This window comes from Streptomyces sp. HPF1205 (genome assembly GCF_020400825.1).
GTDB lineage: Bacteria > Actinomycetota > Actinomycetes > Streptomycetales > Streptomycetaceae > Actinacidiphila.
In genome coordinates, this window is the sequence record NZ_JAINVH010000016.1 from 37,323 (window position 1) to 62,825 (window position 25,503).

Below are 25,503 nucleotides of genomic sequence, written 5' to 3' on the forward strand. Positions count from 1 at the left end.
CTTCTCCGCTACCCGCCGGTTGATGTCCGGGAGCAGGGTTGTGTAGGTGTCGGACGTGAGTGTGATCGTCGAGTGGCGGAGCACTTCCTTGATCGTGTGGAGGTCTCCGCCTCCGGCGTGGGTCAGGGTGGCGGCCACGTGGCGCAGGTCGCGGAGGTTGATGGGCGGCAGGCCGGCGGCGTCGCTGATCTTCCTGAACTCCTGCGAGACCTCTTCCGGATGAAGCCAGCTTCCATCCTGGCGGGTGAAGACCTTGCCGGTTTCCTTCCAGGCCTCACCCCACTTGAGGCGTTCCTTGTTCTGCCGGAGGCGGTGCGCCCGCAGGACCGCCACGGTGACGCTGTCCAGGTGGATCGTGGCGGCGCTGCCGTCCGTCTTGGGCTCCGACTCGTACGGCGTCCAGCCGTCCACCACGATCTCCGCGGACACGGTCAACTCCGCGCGATCCAGATGGATGTCCGCCCAGCCCTGGCCGACCGCTTCGCCGCGACGCAGGCCGCGGAAGGCGATGAGGTGGAAGAGGGCGTACAGCCGGTGGCCTTCGGCCGCGTCCAGGAAGCGGCCGAGCTGCTTCGGCGTCCAGACCATGACCGCGGACGGCTTCTGGCCCGTCTTCTCCCACTGCCGTACGCGCTCGTCCGTCCACAGCAGGCCCTTGGGCCGCTTCCCCGAAGCCAACTCCACGTGCTCGGCCGGGTTGAAGGTGATGAGCTGCCGGGAGATGGCGGCGTTCAGCGCGGCCCGCAGCGTCGAGCGGATCCGCTGACGTGTGGCCGGGCCGGTGATCTTCCGGTAGGGCTTCATTGCGGCCAGCTTGGCCCGCTCGGCGGCCAGTTGCTCCCGCTCGTGCCCCGGCGGCCGTGACCTCCTGCCCCACGTGGCTCGGGCCTCCTGTTCCCTCCGGGCCGCGTTCTCCGCGAGAATCACTTCGTTCTCGTCCGCGATGGCGTCGAACATCGTCTGAACGTGGCCGACGTTGAGCCGGTCGAGGCGCACGTGTCCGATTCGCGGCTTGAGGTGGACCCTGATGTGAGAGGCGTAGCCGTTGGTCGTCGTCCTGCGGGTCTTCTTCGCCGCCAGCCACGTGTCGAGCCATTCGCCCACGGTCAGGTGCGAGGTGAGCGGCTGGCCCGCGTGCAGTTTGCGGCGGATCGCGTCGACTCCCGGCAACGGCAGTTTTTCCGCGGCCACGTTCTCCAGCAGCTCGGCGACCTTGTCCCGGTTGTCCTGGTCGTCCGCGTCGGCGATGGCGAGCAGGGCGCGGACTTTGTCCAGGTCCTGCTGGGCGTCCTTGGCGGAGTCGTAACCGCCCCGGCGGAAGGTGCGTCGGGTGCCGTCCTCTCGCGGTGGAAGCTCCTGACGCAGGTTCCAGGTGCCGTGCCGACGCTGGGAGAGCTTCGGGCAGGACTGGCCGAGTTGCCTTCCGGTCTCCGGGTCACGGCAGGCGCATCGGCGGAACGTCGAACCCTTCATGCGTCGTCCTTCCTCGGGGCCGGTGGGTGCGGCCGATCTTCGGAGCGGATGTCTTCCTGGGCGTCGTCGACGAATGCCAGCTCCTCCGGCAGGGCCGGGGGCGCCAGCTCCCGGTTCCGCATCAGCTCCCGGAAGGTCCGTAGCTCTCGGCAGTCCTCGAAGGCTTGTTCCTCGTAGCCGGCGGCGCGGGCCAGCAGGGCTTTCCGGCGTTCCTTGTCGAGCGTGGCGTTCGCGGCTCGCCGCCGGTCCTTGGCCAGATTCCTCGCGATCACTGCTGCGGCCGTCAGGTCGCTGTGGTGGCGGAAGACGTCGAGCACGGCCTTGGCGCTCCCCTCCGGGGCCGGTTCACCGGCAGGAAGTTCGCCCGTGAACCAGGCAAGGGCGTCCCACGTGGACACGACTCGTCCGGGCAGGACCTCCACCGTCCCCAAGGAGCCGAGGGGGAACAGGAGGGTGATGGGCGGCACGCCGAGGACGTCTGCCAGCACGAAGAGGTCCGCGACGGACAGGCTCGTCTTCCGCCCCGATTCAAGGTTCTTCAGGGAGTTTTCGCTGATCTCCGGCATGCCGCGGTCGGCGCAGCCCTGGGCGACTCGCGCCATGGTGAGTCCCGCGGCCCTGCGCGCATCGCGCATTCCTCGGGCGATGTGGGCGGTCAGCTTGGCCGGCCATTGCTGAGGGGTCATGACGACACCATATGCATTCAAAAGGTGTGGCTGCGAATACATGATAGAGATTCACTCAAATCGGTCACCTGAAGGAGTTGTGGAGGCGTCATGGCGACACCGATCCGGCGATACGAGGGGCGCGGACTCACCGGCGAGCAACTGCTCACGCTTCCGGCGGTGGTCGATCTCGACACCGCCAACCGCGCCCTGATGCTCGGGCGCTCCACCGGGTACGCCCTCGCCAAGCGGGGGACCTACCCGGTGCGGGTCCTGCGGCTCGGCAACGCCTACCGGGTGGTGACCGCCGAACTGCTCAGGCTCCTCGGCGTGGGACCCCAGGCGCCGGACGGGGTCGGCTGCGAGTCGGCGGAGGCAGGCGTACTCCCGCGATCCGGCACCGGATCCTGACGGGGCGGCCCGTCAGTCGGCCGGCGCGGCGCTGAGGTCCAGGACCATCGCGTCGTAGGCGGGTGCGTCGGGGTAGGGCCGGGAGGTGGCCACCGCCTGGTATCCCCAACGTTCGTAGGTCGCTCGGACGCGAGGGTGGGATTGTTCGACGAGGAGAGAGGCGCGGGGTTCGGGGCGGTCCCGCATCAGTTCGTCGTGGATGGTGCGGGCCGCGCCCGCGCCGCGCCAGGGGGCGCGGACCATGATCTCGCACAGGCCGAACATGTTCCCGCCGACGCCGTAGTCGCGTACTTCGGGTGCGGTGACGGTGGTCATGGTGCGCCATTCGTCCTCGGAATCGGGGCGGCCGTAGGCGTAGCCGACGACCTCGTCGCCGATCTCGCCCATGGCGCAGGCCCAGCCGGGATGACGGGCGTGTCCGTCGAGGCGGGCGGCGAAGCGCGGCAGGGAGAAGAACGGGTCGGTCCGCGCTTCCACCGCGTACACCTCGGCGTAGACGTCCAGGAGTTGTTGGCGGATACCTGGGAACTCGGCGGGCGTGTAGTGGGTGACGGTCATGACGCGCGGGGTGGTCATGCGACCGCCGCCTGGTAGCGCTCGGCGAAGTCCGCCGCTGCCGGGGTCGGACCCTGCCGCCTGACGGCGTGGGCGAAGTCCGCCAGGTGCCGTGCCCAGCGGGGGCTCTTGACGCTGGGCAGCAGGTCCACGGCGCGGTGGCCGGCTTCGAGGGCTTCCTCGGCGCGGCCGGCGGCGAGGCAGTTGCGGGCCAGGGAGACCTGCGTGGCGAAACTGTTGCGGCCGAAGCCCTTGGGCAGCAGACCGAGGGCGTCGACGTCGCGCTGCGCGGCGTCCTCGTAGCGCCCCAGGTTGTAGTCGCACAGGGCTACCTGACCGGCCAGCTCCGCCGGCCCGCAGAAACTGAGCCACGGCATGGTCTGATCGGGCGCCCGGTCGAGGGCCAGGTCGGCGCGGTGGAGGGATCGGGCCGTCCGCGAACGCTCACCGGTGAGGGAGTGCCCCAGGGCGACGCGGGCATGCAGGAGAGCGGACAGGCGGGGGTCACGCCGGGTGCCGGTACGGTCCAGGGCGACGCGGGCGAGGGCCACGGCTTCGCTGCCGTGTCCGAGATCGCACGCCTGCCGGGCCATGTACGACCAGATCCGGGCCTGCAGCATCGCGTCGGAGGCGAGGGTGGCGTACCGGATGCCCAGGTCCCACCAGCGGCGCGCGTCCTCGTGCCGGCCTCCGTCGTAAGCGAACCAGCCCGCTGAGGCGGCGAGTTCGCCCACGGCCCGGTGGAGGCGGGCCTGGACGGTGCCCCCGTACGTGCAGGTGCGCGCGGCCTGCTCGACGTGGCTCACGTAGGCGCCGGCGACTTCCGCCAGCTCCGCCCCGCCGTGCTGGTCGTCCAGTGCGTGGAGCTGTGTGATCGCGGTCTGGACCGCGTCCACGTCGGTGTGTCCCAGCCTGCCCGCGGTCGGGAGGGAGGGGAGGGCGATGGCGGCACCCAGTCCGATGATGAAGTGGCGGCGTAGCACTGGAGTTCCGTCCGACGAGGTCTGCAAGGGCACCGTACTGCGCTCGTAGCCGGGCGGCGGCACGAAGCCGAGTTCCTCCGCGGGCTGACCGAAGACCGCTTCCAGCAGCTCGCGGTGTTTGTCCCACGGCCAGGTCACCTCTCCGGACAACCACCGCCCGACGTGCCTGGGCCATACGGTCACCGGCTCGCGGCCGAGCAGGAGCGCCATTTCGCACAGGTCCTCGGCGAGCCTCTCCAGGGTCAGCTCGCGCCTGGCCATGAGGTCCCGCAGCACCTGGTTGCGCTTTCTGGGCATGTCAGCACAGTAATGGCTCCGCCACGCTGAGTCAGCCACGAAAAGTGTCCTTGCTTTGCGCAGTAAGGAGCAGGTGAAGTGTCCTTGGAGCCGATTACGCAGAGGTAGAGGGTGATTACAAGGCCGACGCGCGGAAACGAGTCGCGTCGGCATCTTCGCCACCCTTTGCAGAGGCACCTGCCATGACCTCACCCCCATCTGACGTGCCGAAGGCCGTCGTCCACCGCTGGCCGTACGTTCCGGAGTCGGTGCCGGACGCCCGCCGAGCACTCCTCGCCGTTCTCGACGGCTGGGGAATGCACGACCTGGCCCACGAGGCGGGCCTTGTGCTGTCCGAACTTCTGACCAACGCCGTGGTGCACGTCCGCGGCGATCAGGAGCGGATCGAGACCCGTTTCGAGCGCCGGCCCGACGGTGAGCTCCACCTGGAGGTCGACGACGCCGGGGCCGGGATGCCGCTCATGCACGTGCCCAGCGACGAGGCGGAAGGCGGCCGTGGCCTCCAGCTCGTGAACACCTTCACCGCCGGGCAATGGGGCGTCATCCGGCATCGCTCCGGAAAGACGGTGTGGGCGCGCCTGAGCGCATTGCCGTGAAGTGGGGAGCGCTGCGGCGAGCTCTTCCGTACGGACCGTCATGATCCGGCTCAATTACCCCCATTACCCATACGCCCGCGCCCGCAGAAAGCCTCAGCGTGCCTCTCCCCGTGCCTCGTCAGCGCACCGGACCTCCCGATCGCGCCATTACTCCCGCGGCCAGCCGGCCGGCCAGCCATGCCGGCCGGCCACTGACCGATCGGGCAGCGGATACGCGGCCCTCGTACGGCACGGCCCTCGTAGACAGCGGCGCCGAAGCCGCTCTGGACCGGGCCCGCGTCGCGGTGTCCGATGCCGCGCATTCGCTGGCCGAGCGTCCGGGGATCGAAGGGGACGAGCACCTGAGCCACGCGCGAGCCGTCATCAGTTCGCTGGCGGCGGTCCTCCATGAGATCGAGGCCGTCCTGAGCGCGGAGCACGACACGAGCTCCGCGCGCGAGAGCGAACCCCGGCCCACGAAGCGTTCCAGGCAGGATCGGCACCCGCTCGACGAGACGGCTTGCACCCTGCTCGCCGACCACCCGGCTTGGTACCGGCAGAGTGACGGTACGACCGGCCGACTCATCAAGCGAAGTACGTCCGTCTGGCACGTCGCCTGGAAGGCCGGCCGACCGTTCGCCTTCACGCTCCTCGAAGGACACGGTCCGCCACCCATGACCAGGCGGATCGAGCCGGACGAACTGCCCGACGTCGCTCCCGCACTGCTCAGCGGCTCCCTGTCCATGCTGGGCACGATCGTTCTGGTCCCCACCGACCCGTGGGACGCGATCACTGCGGCAGTGCTCAGCCGAGGGGCACCCGGCATACGGGCGCGCCACGCTTACCGACGCTGGGCCACCGCCCACGGCCGTACGTACGCCACCCCGACCGGTCCGGCGGCCACCGTCCCCGATCCTGACACGGTCTCGCGGCTGGCCACAGAGGATTTCGCCGCAGCCGGCGCACTGGCCCACCGCGGTGCCCTTCATGCGGCAGCCGACGCCTTCTGCCGCAACCCCGCCGCTTGGCCGGCGATGCCACCGCTCAAACTCGCCGTGGCGCTCGCTCGTATCTCCGGGATCGGGCCCGGCCCGGCTGCAATCGCGGCCACCCAGGCGACGGGCGACTACGCCCTCTACCCCTTGCACGATTCAGCACTGCGTGCCGGCGCCCGTGCCGCCGCACCTCCCGACCTGCACATCCACCGCGAACCCACCCCGTTCGCACGCGCCTGGCGCCACTGGGCGACGCCCAACGCCCACCGCCACGCGCTCAACGCCTACGCCCTCGCCCACCACTACCGCGGCGGTACCAGCGCCACCGAGGGGCCCGATCACCGGTGAAGCCCTCGGACCCGACAGCCCGACTCCTCGAAGGAACGCCTCCGCACCCATGACCGACGCAACACAGCCCCCTCGCCCGCGGCCCTCCGCTCTCCGGGTTCCCATTTGCGGGGAACGAACCAGCCTTCCGCACCACCTTGCCGCAGCCGCCCTGGCCTTTGCGCCCGCTGGGACCGCTGAGGTCGCCGACGTCGAGCAGCACCTGCGCTGCACCCTCCAGCACCACAGCACGGGCGATCATTACGCGTTGGTCATGGACGTCGGCAGCACCGGCTCCGGGGCGGTGTGGGCGAACTGGATCCGCGGCCACCAGCCCTCGGCCGTCGTAGTGCTGCTGGACTGCGACGTCACCAGCCTCGCACCCGGCCGCGAGCCCTGCTGCGAATTCGCCGGCCACCCCGGAGCGCACTCCTTCGACATCACCGACCCCTTCGGGATCAGCGGCCGGTAGACGTGGTGAGAGCGAGTCGCTGTCACGGCTGCAGTTTCGAAGAATCCTGAACAGCTCCCGGGTGAGGGCAGCCGGGATCTGTTGCCAAGTGGATCTTGGTTTCCTCCTCGGAGCGTCAGTGGCAAGGTCTACCGTCAGGCCGTGACCTTCACCTTGCCTGACGGATTGCCCCCCGGCCGCTCCGAGCTTCCAGGTTCAGCCGGCATCTGGATCTCGGACGATCTGCCCGAGGACATCGAAGGACTGTGGAGCCTCCTGCTGGATCAGCAGGAGGTCACGGGGCTGTTCCCGCTGTTGTGCTGGCCTGGTACCCCGGCTCGGTCGTACCTGGCCGAGGCGGATGCGATCCGCTTGGAACCGGTACTGGCCGCGGCATTCGCCGAATACCGCCGGCGCAGGCTGCCGCTCTGGTCGGGCGCCGTACCCGCGGCCGAGGATGTTCCGGAGGGCGTCGAGGCTTGGCCGCGCGATCCTGGGCCGCCCTTCGAGGACTGGCCGGGGCTGGCCCCGCCGGTAGCGGTGGCCGCTGACAGCCTTACGCCGGCACAGGCGGCTGGGCGCACTGTCGGCCGTCTGGTCGCCACGGGGTGGCATGAGTTCAAGGACTGCCGTCTCGCACTTGTTCCCGCCCGGCGCAGTGCGGATCTCCCGGCGCTCCTGGAATGGTCGTCGCAAGCCCCGGTGCCATTGGTGTGTGCGTTGTTGCGCAGTTGGGAGGAGCGGTTCGGTGCGCAAGTGGTGTCGGCCTGCGGGAACTCGCTGCATGTCTCGGTCGCCCGGCCGCCTCAAAGTCTGCAGGACGCAGAATTGCTCGCATGCGAGCACGTGTTGTCCACCGCGCACAGCATCGTCGATGACCCGCCGACGACGTTTCCTGATTACGCGACCGGTCTGGTGGGGCGATCCGATTGGTGGTTCTGGTGGGATTAGCCGCGATCTTGCATGCAAGTCCGTCGCCTTACCTGCGGACCTCATGCAAGAGCGAGGCCGGTTGCACTCGGACGCACACTCCTACGAGGGGGAGGCGGACTCGGGCCAGACGGCTTGGTCCCAGAGCTTGTCGAATTCGCACTTGGAGATGACCCAGGCGGAGAACTCCGCTTGAGCTGCCACGTCGGCGATGTCACCGACGGGGATCTCGCTGAGACCGATGAGCGCGTGCTCGTGTGCTTCGTCCGCTTTCAGGATGCGTCCGTCACGGTACACCTGGACTTTACGGATCTCGTACCCGTCGTCACCGATCTCGCTGAACAGCACGACAGGCTCTTCGGTGAAGTCGTGGTGCCATTCTACTTTCCAGTATTCCATGGACAATTGGTCAGTTCTTTCCGTGGTTGACGATCCGCCCTGCCAGGTCCAGATTTCCCGAGTTCGGGATGACGAAGACATCCGGCCGTTCCACGGACCTCATGACTTCCAGACCCCGCACGTCGATTTCCACGTAGTGAGTGTACTTCCGCCCCGCATACGGCACGCGCAGGAAGGCGTAGGAAAGCTGTCCGGACGTCTTGCTGCCCGGCTGGATGTTGCTCAGGTACTGCCCGTCGCCGAACCGGGCGTCCTTGGGGTTGTGCTCCTTGAGCGAGGGCCACAGCTCCTCGCTTTCCACAATTGCGTCATGTCCGGATTCGTTGGTGTAGTGGAACAGTGTGGAGAGTTCGTCCTCGGGAACTCGTTCGACGTCGTAGCACGCCAGCCCCAGGGGGTCGGCGGAGGTGTGCGGGTTGTCGACGTATGCGACCGGGTTGGGCGCCGGCGCCAGCCCCAGGGGATCCGGAGCGGTGTAGCGGGCGGTTTCCGGGTCGTAGAGGCGGAAGACGTTGTAGTGGAGGCCGCTCTCGGCGTCGAAGTACTGGCCGGGGAACCGCAAGGGTGTGTAGGCGGTGCTGTCACGCGGCCACGAGGTGGCGCCCCAGAGGGTGGAGCGGGCGCGCCAGGCGGTCCGGCCGGTGTCGTCGACGAGTTCGGTGGGAGTGCCGACGAGGTCGCTGACGATGGCGAAGAACCGTTCGTCGATGACGTCTTGAGGAGCGTCGGCTGCCGATATTCGCTCGATCTGGACGAGCGGGCGCACACCGTCGTGGTCCCAGGTGAGGGTCACGGGCTGGGCAAGGCTTCCGCCCACGGAGGTCTGCTCGACCAGGGTGGGGCCGTCCCAGGTGAAGTGTGTCGTTTCGGCTGCCTCGCCGTCGGCTGTCAGGCGCTCCTTGGCGATCCGGCGCCCCAGCGGGTCGTAGCGGTAATGCCAGATGGTGCCGTCGGGGGTGGTGACGTGGGTGAGGCGGTCCTCGGCGTCCCAGGCGTAGGTCCAGGTGTCGGGCCTGCGGGATATTCGGGCTTTGCGGCGCCGGGTGACGCGGCCGTTGGCGTCGTGTTCGTAGCGGATGCGGCCGGCCTGGATGATGCGGGTTCCGCTGTAGGTGCGTAGGCCTGTGGCTTCCTCGGCGCCGTGCGCGGCGGGCCATGAGGCATCGGTCTGGTTGCCGTCGCTGTCGTAGGCGTAGCGCTCGGTCCAGCCGTCGGCGCGGACGGTGCTGACACGTCCTGCCGGGTCGAGGTCGAAGGCGCGAAGGCCGCCGAAGTCGTCCTCGACGGCCAGGAGATTGCTGTCCGCCCGGTAGGTGTAGCTGCGGTGGTGCATGCGCCGGCCGTCGCTGGTAAGCGACTGGGTGCTCAGGCGGCCGAGCGCGTCGAAGTCGCTGTGCATGACAGTGGCGGCACCGAATTGGCGGGTGGTCTCGCGGCCGGCCTCGTCGTAGGTGAACTGGAGCAGGTGCCCTGCGGCTGCCAACGCGGTGCGGTTGCCCGCCGCGTCATAGCTGGATGTGCTGGTCACCCCGGTGGGGGTGGTACGAGCGGTGCAGCGGCCCAGCGCGTCGTACGCATAAGTCAGGGTGCGCCCGTTGCAGGTTTCCGAGGTGACCCGGCCGAGACTGTCGCGCTGGTAGGTCAGCGTGGCGTCGGGGCCGGTTGCCTGGAGGAGACGGCTGGCGGCGTCATAGGCGAATGTGGTCTGCGTGCCCGCGGCGGTCCGGGCGGTGAGCCTGGCGAGCGCGTCGTAACCGAACCGGATGTCGCCGAGAGGGTCTGCCCGGGCGGTGAGCCGGCCGGCCTCGTCGTAGCTGTAGGCCAGCGTGCGGCCGTCGAAGTCGGTCTCGGCGGTGAGGCGACCTGCGGGATCGTAGTCGTACGTCCATGACAGGCCCTGCGTGTTGACGACGCTGCGCAGCCGAAGCTCGGTGTCGTGGGTGAAGACCCATCGTGCGCCGTCCGGGCCGGTGCGGGCCACTGGCTGGGCGAAGTGGGTGTACTCGTACCGGGTCACGCCTCCTGCCGCGTCGGTGTAGGCGAGGCAGTTGCCCTCGGCGTCGTAGGTGCGCCTCTCGATGCCGTCGTCGGGATTTGTGCGGGTGAGCGGCTTGCCTTCGGTCGTCCAGGTGAGGCTGGTGGCGTTGCCCAGGGGATCGATGATGCGGGTGATGCGGCCGAACGCGTCGCGGTGGTAGTGAATGCTTGCGCCGAGGGGGTCGGTGACCTGGACGGGCAGGCCGGCCCGGTCGCAGACAACGGTGGTGGTGTGGCCGAGCGCGTTGGTGACGGCCGTGAGCCGGCCGGACTCGTCGTAGGCATACCGGGTGACGGCGCCGGCGGGATCGGTCACCTCGGTACGGTTGCCCACCGCGTCGTACGCCTGCTGCCATGCCGCACCATCGGGACCGATGATCTCGACGGGCAGACCGTGGGCGTCGTACCGGGTGGCGAGGAAGGTGGCGTCGGGGCGGTCGATGCGCAGCCGCTCACCGTTCGGACCCAGGGTGTAGCGGGTGGTGTGGCCGAGTTGGTCGGTGCGGGAGAGCAGTCGGCCGAAGGGATCGTAGGTGGTGTGGACGGTGCCGCCGAGTGGGTCCACGGTCTGGGTGAGGTGGCCGTGGCGGTCGTAGTGGTAGGTGGTGGTGTGGCCGAGGCTGTTGGTCACGGTGGTGGTGCGGGCTGCGGTGTCGTGGGTGAAGTGGGCTTCGAGGGCGCCTTGGGGGCCGTGGCCGCGGGTGACGCGGCCGTCGGGGCTGTATTCGTAGGCGTACCAGTGGTTGTTGCGGTCGGTCCAGGACGTGATGCGGTCGTGGTTGTCGTAGGCGTAGGTCAGGGGCAGGCCGGTGGAGTCGGTGATACCGGTGAGGCGGCCGCGGCCGTCGTAGCCGTACTGGAGGATCTGGGTGCTGGTGTCGTCGTGGAGCAGGCGCAGACCGGCGATGCGGGGCCCGGCGGGGGTGGGGGTGGTGGTGTCGACGGCTATGCGGTAGCCGCCGGAGTGGCGGACCTCGGCCGGGAGGCCGTCGGGGCCGGGGATGTAGTCGATGCGGTGGCCGTTGCGGTCGGTCAGCGCGGTGATGCTGCGGGTGTGGGCGTACGGGTCGTGCGCCGGCGGCCCGAAGTGGCGGGTGACACCGGTGGCGGTGTCGTGGATGCGGATGGTGTCGGTGTCGCGGTCCCACGTCAGGGGGTGTTGGGTGCCGCGTTCGGGCAGGACGGACGGGGTGGTGTCGGTGGGCAGGGGGTAGTGCTGGATCTCGGCGTCCGGGCCGGCGTAGTGGATGCCGTCGGTGTCGATCTGGACGCGCTGGTCGAGGGTGGAGGCCCAGCCGGGGCCGAACCAGCGGCCTGCGGTGTAGCCGGAGGCGTAGGCGCGGCGCAGGGTCAGGGGCAGCAGGCCGGGCAGGTCGATGTCGGTGGCGGAGGTGATCATCTGTCCGGAGACGACGTCGACGGGGTCGCCGCCGGTGGTGCAGCCGCTGTTGCCCTCCGAGGGCTGGCCGGGGGCGTGCTCGCCGCCCAGCGGCGGCTCGTGGCCGTCCTCGTGCGGCAGGTGCGCTGGGTCGTTGACTTCGTGGGGTGCGTGGACGGAGGGCTGTTTGCTGTCGCGCATGAGGTTGCGCAGGTTGGTTTCGTGTTTGAGGTCGGCGGCGGCGGTGTCCTCGGCGATGCCGGTGAGGTTGTGGCCGGTGGAGTGGTAAAGGTCTTTGACGGCTTTGCCGGCGTCTTCGCCGAGGGTCTTGCCGAGTTTGGTGGCGGCGTGTTCGAGGGCGCCGACGATGCGGTTGGTCACTGGAAGCTCACCCCGGCCAGCTTGGTCTGCAGGGTTTTGGCGTGGCCGGCGACGGTGTCGGCGTGGCCGTGCATGGTGGTGGCGTGGAAGGTCAGCATCGTGGGGTGGATCTCGAAGCCGGGCCCGCCGTCCCAGCCGTCGGTGTCCACCCCGAGGGCGTCCTCGGCGGCCTTGAACATCAGCCCGCTGGCGGCCTTGCCGACGGCTTCGACCAGGGGGTCGAGGGCTTTTTCGATGACCTCGGCGATGATGTACTGGGTGAGCTGGTCCTCCAAGACCTGCACGGCCTTCTCGGCCAGCTTCACCGTCGCCGCCGCCGCTGCCTCGGACAGGCCGAGGGTTTCCACCGCGGCTGCCTGTTCGGCGACGAACGCAGCGGCCAAGCCGATGAGTTCGGCGATGCACTCGCCCTTCATCGTCACGATCACGCCCGCGGCGACGTCCAGGGCGGTGGCCACCCCGTGGCACAGGCTGACCAGCTCGGCCATGTGGGTGTTGGACTTCTCGCCCCACGCCGCCAGCAGCGCCTCGTACGAGGCCCCCTTGTAGTGGGCGCCGAGCTGGTTGACCGTGGCCGTGGCCTGCTGGTGGGTGGTGTCCACCGCGGAGGCGAACTCCCGGATGTGGGAGGCGAACTCCCGCACCTTGTCCTCGTTCACGTTCGGCCAGCTGATCCCGACGACGCTCAGGAACGACACCACCGGCCCGGGTAACTCGATCGCCACAAGCCCCCCACAGGACACGCCAGATACCTACAGTGATCAGGCTATGCCAGAAAGAGACGCTCTCTGGAGCAGTCGGTCCCCCACATGACCAGAACTTTTATCGGACAACCGCATTTCGGCCACGCTGCGAAGTGGGCGAGGTGGCTCTGGCCGCGTGCCTTGACCGGCCGTGGCGCCAGCCGGGTTGAGAACTCGGTCGGCGACGACGACCGGAAATCTCAAACGGCCCGTAGCCATTGGTCGAGGATGCGGAAGTCTTCGTCGGTGAGCCCTCGGGACGACGCGATGGGGTGGAGGAGGGCGGGGGCGGGGTGGTGGGTGGACACCCAGTCCCGGTCGGCGTCGGTGATCTCGTCGTCGACCCAGGCGAAGGGGCGTCCGCCCGCCCATGCAACCAGGGTCCGGGTTTTCCAGTGGAGTCCGAACCACTGATCCTCGCGTTCATCCGCGCCGGAGGGTTCCGGCCAGTTCACGACGGGAAGCCGCGGTAGGCCGAGAGGCGGTGCGATCTCGGTGTTCGCCTCTTCCCCCCAGGTTGTGGCCCAGACCAGGTCGCACGGCAATGCCGCCAGCCGTGGTCCTGTCCGCGGGTCCAGCCGTGCCAGGTGTGAACTCGATGCGGGGCCCGCCGACTCGTACTGCGGGCCGTCACCGAACGGCAGGAGCGGCCCGTCGACGTCCAGGAACAGCAGCGGGCATCTCCCGCGGTCGCTCATGCCCCGGCCGCCCACTCGGCCATGTACTGGTGGGCTTCCACCTCCGACAGGGCGGCGAGCAGTCGGCGGGCGCCCTCGCGGAGGATTTGGTGGTTCGTGGAGCCGGAGGCGCCATCGGCATTCACTGCGCTGAGCACGTGTTCCTTTCCGACCCGCGCTGCGAACGCGGGCCTACTCGTGACCATGCAGGGAGCATCGGGGAACGCAGGTCCATCATGTCCCGTCCCGAAGGCCGAGCTGCACGTCTTGGCCACCGCTTCCGCGACGGTGGAGTCCAGCCCTCGCCACCGGCCGAAGCGACACGCGCAGTGAGGTCGAGGTGCTCGGGGTGGCCGTGACAGTCATCGCGTCTACCCACCGTTGCCGCTGACGTCAGATAATCCCTGTATTAATAGCTTGTAGCTTGCCACTGCTCCGCCTGAGTGGTGCTTCTGCTTTCGGTTCGACGACCATGCCGAACGTTCGGATACTGTTTCTGGGCGACTCGCGCTGACCAGTATGGGCAGTGACCGTATCCTCGCCGGCAAACGTGAGTCAGTTCTCAGGTAGTGAGAGGTCGGCGGAACCGTGCTCGACAGCAACCGACTGCGCGGATCGTATGAACGGCAGATTGACCGCTTGCGTCTGCCGTACGGGTTCACGACTCGTGAATTACGTGATGCCATCGCCGCGCGACGCGGAAAACTCATCGTGCTGAAGCCCTTGGACACCTTGGGGGCGACCGAGGCGCCCTGTGGAGTGCGCTTGGAGACGCCTCATGCCGACCTCGTTTTCTACGAGGGGAGCGCGTCGATCCATCACCAGCGTCACATCATCACTCATGAGTTGATGCATGTGCTGATGGATCATCCGGGGAGCTTGGAGGTGGACGCGACCACGGCCCATGCCATCGGCGTGGACCCTACCTTGGTTCTTCGTATGTCGGGGCGCACGAGTTATTCCTCCACTGACGAACGCGAGGCCGAGCTGCTCGCGAGCCTGGTTCGTCACAGGATGTATCAAGAACGGGACGCGCCGTCGCGGGAACCCGCACAAGGCGCCGATAGTTGGGATGCCCTGCTCGCGCAACCCTTCAGGAAAGGGCGTCATCGTTGCTTGTGAACGCTCTGTTTGTTGCGATGGCTGTCCTCTTGTCTGTGGTCGCCACCTACTGGTTTGTGGGTCGTGGTGGCCCACGACCTGCTGGAAGCCTGGCCATTGGAATGCTGCTGCTCTCCTGTGCGCTTGCTTTCTTCGTCTACACACCATTCGTTGCGCAGGCGGCCGACGCAGCATTTCCGCATTTGTCCCGGCTGATGAGCAACTCCGCCTCGATGGGCGCTGCCACCTCGATTGTGGCTGCTTCCTTCCAGGTCAACCTGACTCCTGATGAAGCCCGCCGTCGTATCCGGCTGCGGCTCATCGTTGCCGCTGCCCTGCTCGCTGGAATGACGGGGCTCGTGATGTGGGAAGGACTGACCGCCCCTTCAGGCAAGGCATACGCGTTGTACCTGGGACTGTTCATCTCCTACCTGAGCCTGGCCATCGTCGATTTCCTGCGCCAGGCGTTGCGGCAGTCGAGGTCGACTCGCCGCGTCAGCATCCGGTTCGGGCTCCGCCTGGCTGCGACCGGCTGCTTCTTCGGGTTGGTCTACTCCGCCTACAAAGCGACCGTCCTGATGTCACTCGGTCTCGGGCTGCATCTGGTACAGAGGGACGAGCCGCACTGCTCCTCCCTGGTTGCTCCGCCATGCGTGTTCAGCGTGAGTGCGCCCGCGCTCGCCGTTCTGTTCATCGGCGTCGGGCTGACGCTGCCGGCTGTGGTCTATCCGATCAACCAAGCCCGGCGACGACGCTGGGAGACTCGTTCGTTTGTCGCCCTGGAGCCTCTGTGGAGTGACTTGACGGCTGCCGTGCCGCATATCGTGCTGCCTGCGTCCGATCATGGTGGTGACATGAACGACCCCGGCTTCCTCTTGCAGCGACGAGTCGTCGAGATCAGCGACGGCCTGCTTGCTCTGCGCCCGTACCGTTCGCAAGAGGTTCTGGAGGCCCTGCAGGTGAGCGTCGAGGCCGGGACGAGGCGCGGCGCCGCTTTCGTAGAAGCGGAGCTGACCAGGACAGCACTGGCCGGGCTGCGCTCCGGTCGGCCACGCGCCGAGTCGGCCGAGGCCGTGGCCATGTCGAGCTCCTTCCCCCGTGAGGGGGACCTGCGGGCTGAGACCGACTGGCTCGTGGCTGTCGCCGACGCTTACGCCCGCGGCGCCGGCCGTACTCCGTCCTCGACGCCGATTCGCCACGTTGGAGTGTGACGACGTGACCACCTCCGCGCCAGCTCCCCGCACGCCGGGCAGCCCTGGCTCCTCCCGTACGGTCGCCGCGGCCTGTCCCGTGCAGGAGGTAGCCGTAGGGTCCGGCGGACATGCCGGCTACCTCGTCACCGGATACGCCGAGGCCCGCCAGGCCCTGGCCGATCCCCGGCTGTCGAAGGACACGGCCGCCTTCTTCGCCGACAAGAACTCCAAGCGCCGGCTTCACCCCGCCGTCGCGCGCAGCATGGTGGCTACGGACCCGCCCGAGCACACCCGCCTGCGCGCGCTGGTCACCAGGGCGTTCACGACCGGGGCCGTGGCGGGACTGCGCGACTTCATCGCCCGCACCGCCGATGCGCTGCTGGGCCAGTGGCCCGCCGATGGCCCGGCCGACGCCATTGCCGGGCTGGCCGTCCCGCTGCCGGTGATCGTCATCTGCGAGCTGCTCGGCGTCCCGGAGGCCGAGCGCGCTGACGTGCGGCGCTGGTCGGCCGACCTGTTCGCCGACGGTCGCCCGGACCGTATCGACGCGGCTTCGCACGCCTTGGCGGAGTACATGATCGACCTGATCGCCCGCAAACGGCAGCGTCCGGGCGACTCGCTCCTGGACCGCCTCATCGCGACCCGCGACGGCGAAGACCATCTCACCGAGGACGAATTGGTCTCCCTGGCCTGTCTCCTGCTCGTCGCAGGCCACGAGACCACCGCCAACTTCATCGGCACCGCCCTGCTCGCCCTCCTCGAACACCCGGCGGAGCTGGCCCACCTGCGCTCCAACCCCAACGACATCCCGGGCGCGCTCGACGAACTGCTCCGCTACGACTCCCCGGTGAGTACGGCCACCTTCCGGTACACCACACAGCCACTCACTCTCGGCGGCACGCGCATCCCGGCGGGCGTCCCGGTCCAGGTGGCGATCGGGGCGGCCAACCGCGACCCCGCTCGTTACCCCGCACCGGACCACTTGGCGTTGGAACGGGACGCCGCCGGCCATCTCGCCTTCGGCCATGGCGTTCATCGCTGCCTCGGAGCACCCCTGGCGAAGGCGGAAGCCGAGCTGGCCCTGCGGGCCGTCCTGACCCGCTTCCCCGACCTCCGCCTCGCCGTCCCTCCGGACGAGCTGACCTGGCGCCGCACCCGCCTGGTCCGCGGGCTCGTATCGCTGCCGGTTGTGACGTAGTGCAGGGGCACGTGACTCGGTGGTCGTACCGTATGAGGGCGGCCCCCTTAGCGAGGGTCTTTCAACCTGTGCCTGAGGGGGGAAATGGGCAGGTCGGTGGGAGTGTGATGGCGAGGCGAGGCTCCTGGTCGTTGCGTTGGTGTTCTCTACGCACCATGCTTCGACCGGGGGGCCTCGTTGGTTCCGTATCCTTCCGTGCTCGACGTGCCGCACGAACTCGTAGAGCACGTGTCGTGGCTCATCTACGCCAGAAGGCGTGAACTTGGCTCATGCTGGCGCAAGTTGAGCTGCTTCAAGCAGGTACTGCTGGCACTCGCGTATTTGCGCAAGAACGAGACGTTCGCGCAACTGGCGGCCGGGTTCGATATTTCCGAAGCCACGGCCTGGCGCTATGCCGACGAGACTGTCGAGGTCCTGGCCGCCCGGGCCCCGGGACTGCGCGAAGCCCTGGTCGGGCTGGGCGAGGGCGACTTCGTCATCCTGGACGGCACCTTGATACCCACCGGCCGCCTCGCAGCCGATGAACCGTACTACTCCCAAAAGCACCGTCGGCACGGGATGAACGTGCAGGTCATCGCCGCACCAAACGGCGCCCCGCTGTGGTTCTCGCGCGCTCTTCCTGGCCGCGCCCACGACCTGACGGCAGCCCGCGCCCACGACATCATCCAGACCTGCCTCACACGCGAGCTCCTAGTCCTGGCCGACCGCGCCTACCAAGGCGCCGGCGCCACCGTCCGCACCCCCTACTACCGTCACCGCGAACAGCCCCGCCCACTACCAGCAGTACAACCGCGACCACGCCCGCCTGCGAGCACCAGGCGAACGCGCCTTCGCACAACTCAAGACCTGGAAGCTCTTCCGCGCCGCCCGCTGCAGCCCCCGCCGCATCAGGTAACTCATCCCCGCCACCCACACCCTCCTCACCTGCGGTAACTCAGGATGAAAGAGGCTCACTCAGGGCCGGAAGTGAAAGGGTGGCCTCCGCTTTTCCGTATTCTCGCCGCATCGGCGTCGGCCGCCTGTTCAGCGCCTCCGGTCGAGGCTATTGTCAGGAAAATGATGAAGTTCAGTGGGCAGCCTGCCGTTCCCGCCGCCGTCAAATCGTCATTGCAGTCCTTGATCGACAATCGGAAATCGTTCAGCCCGCAGTTACGTGAACTTTTCGACCTGGTCGACGGAAACCTCACCTGCCACCTATTCATCGACGCACTCGCTTCGGGCGTCGACGTGCACGGGTCCACCGGTGTGTTCGTGAGTCCGCCCCGGGCCCCGCAGGGCACCTTGATCGCGGAGGCGCTCCTGCTCAAGCCCCAGATGATACTCGCGCCGCACGAGTCGTTCATCAAGGTGACCGTGATGGCGGGCCAGGGAACGGACCCGGGCCAGGCGGCGGTCACCCTGCTGCACGAACTGGAGCTCCACGTGGCACCGGCCGGTGACCTGCTCAGGGGGATCAGTCAGGAGGTGCGGTCCGACGACGCCCGACTCGGGTTGGTCCTCGCCTACCTGCGCCGCCCTGACGAGCACGTCGCCCTCGACCGCCAGGAGCAGTACGTCCGCAGCGCGGCCCGGATTCGCATGGCGACGGTGGGGAGTTCCGTGCAGGACTGGGGCGCCCGCCTGATGACGGGTGCCTGCGCGGACGCCCTTGAGCAGTTCGCGGCCTACGAGACCACCCCGGCGAACCGGGGGGCAAACTCGGTGGAACGCGCGCAATGGCTGGCGGCCCTGGTCGACGCCCTTCGGAGCCATGGCCCCGAGGCCGTTCTCCAGGCGCAACTGCCGACCCGGCCGGCGGTCCGCGCCCGCCCCGCCTTCGACGGTGACCTGTCCACGCTGGTGGCCTTCAGGACGTTCCAGCGCGTCGACCCGCTCGACATCATCGACGAGGCGCGGACGACACACGGCGCAACCGTGCTCAGTGTGCTGGACCTCTACCGGCACCGGATCGTTCCCGCCCTCCTGGCCGAGGCAGGCCCCCTCGGGCTGACCGACCCGATCCAGCAGACGTTCTTCCTGACTTACCACGGCGTGCCGGGCCTGATCGCCTGGGAGGCCGGCAATACCGGTGCCGGTGCCGCCACCGGCACCCTGGAGGACGTGAAGGTCGTCCCGGCATGGCCGCCGAAGGAGCCGGTCTTCTGGCTCACCCGCGAGGAACGCGCCTCATGGACCCGGGGCACGGGCATTCCCCGGTCGGTGTTCGACACCCCGGGCATCGAGAACGGAAGCTACCTCTACGTCGACGGCGTGAAGTACCGTGCGGCGGTGGCCGACAGTGATCGGGTGGGTGAAACGAGGCTCTTCGCCTACGGCCGCAGATACATGGTGCTGCGCCCGGTCCGCTGACCGCGCCGCCCGCTGCAGCCCCCGCCGCATCAGCAAACTCATCGCCGCCGCCCACACCCTCCTCACCTGCGAAAACTCAGGATGAAAGAGGCTCAGTGACTTTTCCCCTCAAACGGGAAAAATTGGGGGAGCTGACGCTTACGCTTGACCGCAACCGGGCACTTGCGTCCTGCGGCTGGCTACCGCGTCCAAAGGGGATCGTCGGGAGCGGGCTTCCCCGTCATCCGGTCCAGGGCGACGCCGTCGCGGGCAAGCTGCAGTCGAGCAGTGTTGATGAAGGCTCCTTGGGCTTCGAGGACGGGCTGTTGGAGGTCCGTCCAGTTCTCGTCCGCCCGGAGCCCGCGTCGGATGACTGTGTGCATACGCCAGATTTGTTCGTCCAGGGCGAGTGCGGCATCCACGATCCCGCGGTCGGCCACGAGGTTGATCATGTTCAGTGCTTGGTTCCATGGGCGCCAGTCCACTGTCGTCGGGACAACCACGCCTTGGGGCACGCCGGCCGGCCGCGCCCGCTCCATTTCAACCAGGCCTATGATCACCTGCGACGACTCCTCCAGGAGCCGCACGCAAGCCCGTGCTGCCTGGTCTCTGGCCCAGTGCTCGTTCTGCGACCGTTTGCTGACCGCTGCGCCGGCGATTACCCCCACCAACGTCGTGAGGACAGCTCCGAGGGACGCAGCCACCGGGCCCCACAAGGCCGACATCAGCGGCCCTCAGCCCTGGCGGCGCACAAGGAGCCGTCGCTCGTGGCGGGCGGCATCGACGAGTGTCGTGTCACCGACGAGAATCCAGTTCCGCCAGTAGGCGGTGCCACCGTGGTTCTCGCCGAGACACGAGCAGGTGCAGTCGTCACCGGCCGCGTCACGGCAGCGGGTGTCGCAGCGCTCCGTGACGGAGAATTGCAGGATCACCTCGACCTCGCCGAAGCGTTGCGCCATTGCGTCGACGATTGTCCGAAGGTGTGGCCTGGCGATCTCCCACCGTCTGGGGCTCGCGGTCCGGTTCCACTCAGGTCGTACTCTCGCGCCCAGCTCTTCCAGGAGCCAGTGCCGGTTGGAGCCGTTCAGGTAGGGCATCCAGACCCACAGACGCTGCTCTCCGATGTTCCGGCGCACCCACGGACGAACCACCTGACCACCCCCCACGGCCAGGGTCACGTGGACGACGCCGTCAACGCCAGAGCGGGAACGAGCCATGTCTCACCGGATGGTGCCGCAGGGGCCACGAATCAGTTGGCTGTCTGTCATGCCGCTCAGGGACAACAACTTGGCCGGGCCCGCCGGGTGCGGGCCCGGCCCGGTCAGGGGCGGGTACTACGAGCAGTCCGGGCAGACCTGCGCCGGCCGGTCGCTGTCGAACCAGCGGCCGCACTGGGAGCACTGCCAGGACTGAGCACCTGCGGAGGGGCGACGAGTCAGGAAGCGCGCAGCCCGGCGGAGGCGGGACACCCGGGCTACGTCCCCGTGCGTCGTCTCGGCTCGGGGTCCCGTGGTGTGGCGGCCCGCGTCCGTGTCGTGCAGCGCGGTCATCTCTCCTTCCAACGGGTGGTAGTAGCCACGGCACTTGCGGCACACCCATTGGCCCCGATCCCGTTCCATCTGCCGTCCGCAGCAGGCGGGCACCTCGGCCGGGACGCGCTGAGCCGGGATGATCGGGATGGCACGGTCGTTCGCGTCGTCGGCCCACATCAGCGACGACCGTCCGTTTCCTTCACGGGCAGCGGGCGGCGCGGGGTTGGGGCGGTACGGGTGCCGACGTGTGAGGGGTGCCGCAGGCGGGCGCACAGCGGACACGTCTTCGGGTCGTGGACGGCGCCCTTCACCGAGCGCTCCTGGCGGGCGTGATGCGGCCGCGGCCTCCGGCTTCGGTCACGGTGGCGGTGATCGTCCGGCCGTTCGCCGTGCGGCGCACGGATCCGATGACGAGTACGCGGCGCGGATGCTCCAGCGACTGCAGGATGGATAGATTCGACATTGGTCAGGCTCCTGTCGTGAGCAGGGACTGGCTGGCCCGGCCCGGTGTGTCACCACCGGATCGGGGTTGTCCGGGCCCGGTGTGTCACCACCGGGCCCGGCCTCTGGCAAACCCCGGTCGCGTGTGTCACCACCCGGCCAGGGTCTTTGCTGGTAGTTCGAGGACCATTTGTCACTGTATGGGCGCCCATACGGTGGTGCAAGCGGACACACCCGAAGACGAGGACCGGGATGGCCGAGGAGCAGGAAGCCGAGGAGCAGGAAGCCGAGGAAGTGGTGCGCCGCGTCCGCGCGGCGCTGGACGCAGTCGAGGCCATGACCGACCCGGTCACCCAAGCCCGCGTCATCGGGCAGGTGCTGAAGGAACAGTCAGAGCGCAACAAGCGCTTCTACGAAAAGCGCCGGGAGGTTGTCCTCGCCCTCCGGGCACAGAAGGTCTCGTACCGGAAGATCGCTGCCGCACTCGGTGTCTCACTGGGGACGGTCCAGGACATCGAGCGAGGCGCCGGCCGGTGGACGGACCGGCCGGGTAGGGGCGGTGGCGGGACTCAGTGACGGGAATGGCGGCGTCGAGGCCGCCGTGGCTGCGCTGCCCAACTTCAAAGCGTGACGTCGGAGGAAGGCAGGGCTCGCGTAGGCATTGGCGGCGTGCCTTGCAGTCGGTCCTTACCACTCGAAAGTCTTCCACTCCTCTTGGGGGATGCTGCCCTCCGTGGTGTCCCAGCAATGTTCGGACCAGGCCTCAGCCACCATCACTGGGCGGCTCAGTACAAGGTCGCCAGCCCGCTGGACCCGAAGTACCAAGCCGAGCTGCGCCGAGCAAGGATCGGCGCACTGCGAGTACCGAAGTTCCTTGTCGTGCGTCTGGAGGAAGTCGGCGAACCGATCCTCCAGGCGTGAGGGCACCTGCCCTACGAGTCCTATCCCGTCGAGGGTCACCTGGGGGCCACGCAGCGCGTTGACCGCAATGCCCGCCAGTCCGATCGACCGGTCGTAATACACAGTTACCGCCGGTCCGGAGAACCTGGCATCAGGTCGCTGCTCCAGCCAGAAGTCGGCCCGAACCTCGTTCCCGGCCGCGCCCTCCCGAAGAGCCGTCCGAAGGACGCCATCAAGTGCCGACTGCGCCTGCTCATGCGTCATCCCGAATTCCAGTGGCCCAACCCGTTCGAAGGGCGTGAACGTCCACGCGAGACGCTGCTTCTCGTGCAAGACGCCCCAGATGTCCGTCGCCACGATCATCCTCCCGTCGGTTGAGTACCTCAGCCTGGACGGCCGGCGGCGTGACGATACCGGTCCTGTCCGTTAGGGGACGCAGCGGTGCCGGCGGTGCTCCGCCCACCGCTGGGTAGCACGACTGTGCGGCAAGCGGCCGTCGGACGACGCCAGACGGGCTCGGGCCCCTTGCCAGGGGCCACTGAGGAACCTTCGCGCGGGACAGGGAGGCGACGGGCGCCGATGGGCCGACTTCGCTGACCCAGAGCTGGGTCAGCGGTCGTCGAGCAGTCCCGAGTCTTCCTCGCCCGGCAGCCCTTCCAGTCGCCGCGCTTGTTCGATGACCGTGCTGAGCATCTGAAGGCTCGACGTGCTCAGGCCGCTGGCGCGTAGGGCGACGCGGCGGACTTCCTGGTCGCGCATGGCGGCCACGACCTGGATCTCGGCGCGGGTCTGCTCGGCGACCTCTTCGTCGAAGAAGTAGCCGGCCGGGACTCCGAAGAAGGCGGCCAGGGCCTTGATGGTCTGCAGCTTGGGGTTCGCCTTTGTACCCGTTCTGAGCTGCTGGATGGCGCTCGCCGAGATGGTGACGCCGGAGGTATCCCGGATGCCTTGCGCTACTTCGGCGTAGGTGTAAGGGCCGCGGCTCGGCGGGTGTACCTCGCGGAAAAGGTAGTCGAGCAGCTCGGCGAACGCGCGCTCGTGCTTTTCGGTCATCACCCGTCCTTCGTCGTCTGCCGGATTCTATCCACTTTGGTGGTGATTTCGTGTCTTGCGCGGGCGGGTGACGACACTTCAGTTAACGTGGCCTCGATAACTGCGGTGCGCGCTGTTGGTTGATCAACTCCACTGGAGTGTTCCATTCCTGGTGGGAGGTCACGACGGCTCGGTCTGTCGCACGAGGCTCCCTGGGGTGCTTACGCCTCATGCGCAGTGATCACCGGCGGAAGTCGAACCGGAAGGGAGAGGCGGTGCGTACCCGCAGACCTTAGAAGCAGGCGCGGTGGCAGAAGAACGGCGCCCGGGAGTTACGAGCTCCCAGGCGCCGGGTCGGCGCCGCGCAAGGCACCGAATCACGTCTCGCGTGCGGCGGGACCTTGGACGAGAACCGCCGCGCGCTGCACGAAGCACGGAGTATCGCATGCCCGAAACGCGAAGCGGAAGTCCGGCATGCCCGGACAAGGACCGACAGCAGCGCCTCGTCGTCCAACTGGCCGACATGATTCCCGGTGCGGCCACCGTACGGGTGAGCCTCACCGATCCACGATCCACCTGGCCGCAGCCCCACGCGGTCGTCAGGGGCGCGACTGGCCGGCCCGTCGAGCTGAGCCGTACGACAAGCACGACGGTGGCCCGGTGGATCAAGCGGACCTGGTCGGACGCCGACTGGACCCGCGCCCACGTCCTGGACCTCGCCACCGCGACCCTCAGCCCCAGCAACCCAACAGTCACCGGCAGGGGCTTGTGACATGGCGCGAATCCGGACCGTCAAGCCAGAAGCCTTCGTCTCGGAGTCGCTCGCCGAGGTGACCGTCGAGGCGGAGCGGACATTTTTCGGCCTGCTCACCCAGGCCGACGACCACGGCCGTCACCGCGACAATGCGGCCATCATCGCGGGGCTGCTGTGGCCGCTCCGCGCGGAGCACACCTCCGTCCACGTTGAGGACGATCTCACCCAGCTCGCCGAGGCGGGCCTGATCTGCCGCTACACCGGCTGCGACGGTCGCCGCTACCTGCACGTCGTGACCTGGTACGAGCACCAGAAGATCGACCGGCCGAGCCAGTCGAGGATGCCTTCGTGCCCGCGTCACCATGCCGAGCAGCGCTGCGGCGCCTGCAAGGGCGTCTGCGGCCGCCGTGCCGAGGCATCGCCGGAGGCTCCCCGCACCGTCGACGAGACCTCGTCGAGGACGCCCCGCTCCCTCGACCAGTCGGACACGCATAGGGCAGACGACCACACACGTCACCATGACGAGCCCGCGACCAGGCCGGGGAACTCTTCCACGCCCGGCACGGCGGGTGTCGGCCCTCTCGGCAACGAAACCGCAGACCACGGGCCATTCGCCGACGCCTCGACGAACCCTCGCGACAGTCTCGGCGAACCCTCGGCCCCCGGATCCAGGATCTTGGATCCTGGACCGTCTTCCCCTTCGGGGCGCGAAGCGCCCGACGCCCTCGTCCCCGCGAACCGACTCATCGGCGAGTACGTCGCCGCATGCGGCCAGCGCCCGCCCGGCGACGTGATCGCCCATGTGGGCCGGGTCGTGAAAAAGCTCCTCGGCGAAGGGATCGGACCGGAACACGTACGAGCCGGACTGCGGCGGTACGCCGAGATCCAAGGCCACCCATCCCGGTTGCCGAGCCTGGTCAACGACGCGATGAACGCGCCCGCCGGCCCGGTCCGGCCGGGAATCCGGCCCGCCGTATCCGCCCACACCGCCTGGACCAATCCGGCCGACCCCGCCGCCTACGCCGAGGAGCTGTGATGCGCACCCGCGACCCGCAGCCCCTCGGCCAGGGCACCGTGCTGGAGCGGATGTCCCGCATCCTGGCCGCCCGCGGTATTAACCCGGCGACCACGACAGGCGCCGCCCCCGGCAATCCGGAGCCCTACACCGCGCTGGAGGCGCTGTCCGTCGGCCTGCCCCCGCGCTACCGCGACGCCGAGACCCACCACCCCCAAGTTCTCGACTGGGTCCAGGAGGTCACCCGCCAGGCCGCCGCCCCGAGCCCCGGAGCGCGCCGCCAGGTGACGACCGGCCCGAGCCTGCTGCTGGCCGGCGTCACCGGGGCGGGAAAGACCCACCAGGCGTACGGGGCGATCCGCGCACTGGCGCAGGCAGGAGTCGGGGTGCGGTGGCGGGCGACGACGGCCGCCGACCTGTACGCGGGTCTGCGTCCGCGACCCGGCTCGGACAGCGAGGCCGAGCTGGCGGCACTCGCCCGCTGCCCGCTGCTGCTCCTGGACGACCTCGGCGCCGCCAAAGCCAGTGAGTGGGTCGAGGAGATCACATACCGGCTGATCAACCGCCGCTACAACCTGATGCTCCCCACCCTCATCACCACCAACCTGCCCATCGCCGACCTGCGCGCCCACCTCGGCGACCGCGTCACCTCGCGCCTGGCGCAGATGACCACCCGCGTCTCCTTCGCGCCGGTCGACCGCAGACGCGCACGCGGCTGACCTGCCGTCACTC

The 25,503-nt window shown here is 68.6% G+C and carries 27 protein-coding genes and 2 pseudogenes; 15 read left to right on the top strand and 14 right to left on the bottom strand.

Annotated elements, in window-relative coordinates; genetic code table 11:
* Positions 1 to 93: 93 nt before the first annotated feature.
* Positions 94 to 1,473: pseudogene (gene xerC, locus K7G61_RS37330) on the bottom strand (tyrosine recombinase XerC); the annotation flags it as partial.
* The gene (locus K7G61_RS19655; RefSeq protein ID WP_225848203.1) at positions 1,470 to 2,159 is read right to left on the bottom strand and encodes a helix-turn-helix domain-containing protein; all 690 of its coding nucleotides are present in this window, start codon (positions 2,157 to 2,159) and stop codon (positions 1,470 to 1,472) included. The gene K7G61_RS19655 and the pseudogene xerC, both read right to left, overlap by 4 nt.
* Before the next feature lie 90 nt (positions 2,160 to 2,249).
* On the opposite strand from K7G61_RS19655, the gene K7G61_RS19660 reads away from it, so the two are divergent.
* Positions 2,250 to 2,549 (top strand): hypothetical protein, encoded by a 300-nt coding sequence (locus K7G61_RS19660; protein WP_225848204.1) that lies wholly within the window; start codon positions 2,250 to 2,252, stop codon positions 2,547 to 2,549.
* A gap of 12 nt (positions 2,550 to 2,561) precedes the next feature.
* Here the strand turns inward: K7G61_RS19660 and K7G61_RS19665 are convergent, their stop codons facing one another.
* Complete coding sequence (locus tag K7G61_RS19665) at positions 2,562 to 3,125, bottom strand: GNAT family N-acetyltransferase (RefSeq protein WP_225848205.1); 564 nt, start codon at positions 3,123 to 3,125, stop codon at positions 2,562 to 2,564.
* Positions 3,122 to 4,384: a hypothetical protein gene (locus tag K7G61_RS19670; RefSeq protein ID WP_225848206.1), complete on the bottom strand. Its 1,263-nt coding sequence runs from the start codon at positions 4,382 to 4,384 to the stop codon at positions 3,122 to 3,124. Before K7G61_RS19670 ends, K7G61_RS19665 begins: the two co-directional genes overlap by 4 nt.
* A 182-nt stretch (positions 4,385 to 4,566) precedes the next feature.
* Between K7G61_RS19670 and K7G61_RS19675 the strand changes: the two genes are divergently transcribed.
* From K7G61_RS19675 to K7G61_RS19690, 4 genes are all read left to right on the top strand, one after another.
* On the top strand, positions 4,567 to 4,980 hold the full coding sequence (locus tag K7G61_RS19675) for an ATP-binding protein (RefSeq protein ID WP_225848207.1): 414 nt from the start codon (positions 4,567 to 4,569) through the stop codon (positions 4,978 to 4,980).
* A gap of 284 nt (positions 4,981 to 5,264) precedes the next feature.
* Entirely contained in the window at positions 5,265 to 6,302 is a 1,038-nt protein-coding gene (locus K7G61_RS19680) for a hypothetical protein (RefSeq protein WP_225848208.1), read from the top strand.
* Positions 6,303 to 6,555: 253 nt separating this feature from the next.
* The gene (locus K7G61_RS19685) at positions 6,556 to 6,753 is read left to right on the top strand and encodes a hypothetical protein (RefSeq protein ID WP_225848209.1); all 198 of its coding nucleotides are present in this window, start codon (positions 6,556 to 6,558) and stop codon (positions 6,751 to 6,753) included.
* Positions 6,754 to 6,894: 141 nt separating this feature from the next.
* Positions 6,895 to 7,683: a DUF4253 domain-containing protein gene (locus K7G61_RS19690; RefSeq protein ID WP_225848210.1), complete on the top strand. Its 789-nt coding sequence runs from the start codon at positions 6,895 to 6,897 to the stop codon at positions 7,681 to 7,683.
* Between the two features lie 81 nt (positions 7,684 to 7,764).
* Here K7G61_RS19690 and K7G61_RS19695 read toward each other — a convergent pair whose 3' ends face one another.
* The 5 genes from K7G61_RS19695 to K7G61_RS19725 form a co-directional block, all read right to left on the bottom strand.
* Positions 7,765 to 8,061, bottom strand: a complete 297-nt coding sequence (locus K7G61_RS19695) for a hypothetical protein (RefSeq protein ID WP_225848211.1) — start codon at positions 8,059 to 8,061, stop codon at positions 7,765 to 7,767.
* 10 nt (positions 8,062 to 8,071) lie between these two features.
* The gene (locus K7G61_RS19700; RefSeq protein WP_308190668.1) at positions 8,072 to 11,857 is read right to left on the bottom strand and encodes an HYD1 signature containing ADP-ribosyltransferase family protein; all 3,786 of its coding nucleotides are present in this window, start codon (positions 11,855 to 11,857) and stop codon (positions 8,072 to 8,074) included.
* On the bottom strand, positions 11,854 to 12,582 hold the full coding sequence (locus K7G61_RS19715; RefSeq protein WP_225848212.1) for a WXG100 family type VII secretion target: 729 nt from the start codon (positions 12,580 to 12,582) through the stop codon (positions 11,854 to 11,856). Before K7G61_RS19715 ends, K7G61_RS19700 begins: the two co-directional genes overlap by 4 nt.
* 218 nt (positions 12,583 to 12,800) lie before the next feature.
* Positions 12,801 to 13,298 carry an HAD domain-containing protein gene (locus K7G61_RS19720; RefSeq protein WP_225848213.1) on the bottom strand — a complete coding sequence of 166 codons (498 nt, stop codon included), beginning with the start codon at positions 13,296 to 13,298 and terminating at the stop codon, positions 12,801 to 12,803.
* On the bottom strand, positions 13,295 to 13,435 hold the full coding sequence (locus tag K7G61_RS19725; protein ID WP_225848214.1) for a hypothetical protein: 141 nt from the start codon (positions 13,433 to 13,435) through the stop codon (positions 13,295 to 13,297). Before K7G61_RS19725 ends, K7G61_RS19720 begins: the two co-directional genes overlap by 4 nt.
* 430 nt (positions 13,436 to 13,865) lie before the next feature.
* Here K7G61_RS19725 and K7G61_RS19730 point away from each other — a divergent pair, with 430 nt between their 5' ends.
* The 5 genes and pseudogenes from K7G61_RS19730 to K7G61_RS19750 all read left to right on the top strand — a co-directional run bounded on the left by K7G61_RS19730 (position 13,866) and on the right by K7G61_RS19750 (position 19,118).
* Positions 13,866 to 14,399, top strand: a complete 534-nt coding sequence (locus tag K7G61_RS19730) for a regulator component (protein ID WP_225848215.1) — start codon at positions 13,866 to 13,868, stop codon at positions 14,397 to 14,399.
* Positions 14,400 to 14,416: 17 nt separating this feature from the next.
* Positions 14,417 to 15,589: an MAB_1171c family putative transporter gene (locus tag K7G61_RS19735; protein WP_263984600.1), complete on the top strand. Its 1,173-nt coding sequence runs from the start codon at positions 14,417 to 14,419 to the stop codon at positions 15,587 to 15,589.
* Positions 15,590 to 15,593: 4 nt separating this feature from the next.
* Complete coding sequence (locus K7G61_RS19740) at positions 15,594 to 16,769, top strand: cytochrome P450 (protein ID WP_225848217.1); 1,176 nt, start codon at positions 15,594 to 15,596, stop codon at positions 16,767 to 16,769.
* A gap of 177 nt (positions 16,770 to 16,946) precedes the next feature.
* A pseudogene (locus K7G61_RS19745) lies at positions 16,947 to 17,664 on the top strand (transposase family protein).
* Positions 17,665 to 17,825: 161 nt separating this feature from the next.
* A complete protein-coding gene (locus K7G61_RS19750; protein WP_225848218.1) occupies positions 17,826 to 19,118 on the top strand; it encodes a hypothetical protein in 1,293 nt (430 codons plus the stop codon).
* Positions 19,119 to 19,297: 179 nt separating this feature from the next.
* On the opposite strand, the gene K7G61_RS19755 is transcribed toward K7G61_RS19750, so the two are convergent.
* Positions 19,298 to 19,657, bottom strand: a complete 360-nt coding sequence (locus tag K7G61_RS19755; protein WP_225848219.1) for a hypothetical protein — start codon at positions 19,655 to 19,657, stop codon at positions 19,298 to 19,300.
* A gap of 174 nt (positions 19,658 to 19,831) precedes the next feature.
* The gene (locus K7G61_RS19760; protein ID WP_225848220.1) at positions 19,832 to 20,056 is read right to left on the bottom strand and encodes a hypothetical protein; all 225 of its coding nucleotides are present in this window, start codon (positions 20,054 to 20,056) and stop codon (positions 19,832 to 19,834) included.
* Between the two features lie 307 nt (positions 20,057 to 20,363).
* Between K7G61_RS19760 and K7G61_RS19765 the strand changes: the two genes are divergently transcribed.
* Positions 20,364 to 20,510, top strand: coding sequence for a hypothetical protein (locus tag K7G61_RS19765; protein ID WP_225848221.1), 147 nt, complete (start codon positions 20,364 to 20,366; stop codon positions 20,508 to 20,510).
* A 426-nt stretch (positions 20,511 to 20,936) separates the two neighbouring features.
* Here K7G61_RS19765 and K7G61_RS19770 read toward each other — a convergent pair whose 3' ends face one another.
* Positions 20,937 to 21,092 carry a hypothetical protein gene (locus K7G61_RS19770; RefSeq protein ID WP_225848222.1) on the bottom strand — a complete coding sequence of 52 codons (156 nt, stop codon included), beginning with the start codon at positions 21,090 to 21,092 and terminating at the stop codon, positions 20,937 to 20,939.
* Positions 21,093 to 21,322: 230 nt separating this feature from the next.
* On the opposite strand from K7G61_RS19770, the gene K7G61_RS19775 reads away from it, so the two are divergent.
* Positions 21,323 to 21,646 carry a helix-turn-helix domain-containing protein gene (locus K7G61_RS19775; RefSeq protein ID WP_225848223.1) on the top strand — a complete coding sequence of 108 codons (324 nt, stop codon included), beginning with the start codon at positions 21,323 to 21,325 and terminating at the stop codon, positions 21,644 to 21,646.
* Positions 21,647 to 21,757: 111 nt separating this feature from the next.
* Here the strand turns inward: K7G61_RS19775 and K7G61_RS19780 are convergent, their stop codons facing one another.
* A complete protein-coding gene (locus K7G61_RS19780; protein WP_225848224.1) occupies positions 21,758 to 22,327 on the bottom strand; it encodes a hypothetical protein in 570 nt (189 codons plus the stop codon).
* Between the two features lie 252 nt (positions 22,328 to 22,579).
* On the bottom strand, positions 22,580 to 23,023 hold the full coding sequence (locus K7G61_RS19785; protein ID WP_225848225.1) for a helix-turn-helix domain-containing protein: 444 nt from the start codon (positions 23,021 to 23,023) through the stop codon (positions 22,580 to 22,582).
* A 424-nt stretch (positions 23,024 to 23,447) separates the two neighbouring features.
* Here K7G61_RS19785 and K7G61_RS19790 point away from each other — a divergent pair, with 424 nt between their 5' ends.
* Genes K7G61_RS19790 through K7G61_RS19800 form a run of 3 tightly spaced genes read left to right on the top strand, consistent with a single transcriptional unit; the run spans position 23,448 to position 25,490 of the window.
* Positions 23,448 to 23,774: a transcriptional regulator gene (locus tag K7G61_RS19790; RefSeq protein WP_225848226.1), complete on the top strand. Its 327-nt coding sequence runs from the start codon at positions 23,448 to 23,450 to the stop codon at positions 23,772 to 23,774.
* 1 nt (position 23,775) lies between these two features.
* The gene (locus K7G61_RS19795; RefSeq protein ID WP_225848227.1) at positions 23,776 to 24,792 is read left to right on the top strand and encodes a hypothetical protein; all 1,017 of its coding nucleotides are present in this window, start codon (positions 23,776 to 23,778) and stop codon (positions 24,790 to 24,792) included.
* Positions 24,792 to 25,490: an ATP-binding protein gene (locus K7G61_RS19800; RefSeq protein WP_225848228.1), complete on the top strand. Its 699-nt coding sequence runs from the start codon at positions 24,792 to 24,794 to the stop codon at positions 25,488 to 25,490. Before K7G61_RS19795 ends, K7G61_RS19800 begins: the two co-directional genes overlap by 1 nt.
* The last annotated feature ends 13 nt before the right edge of the window (positions 25,491 to 25,503 follow it).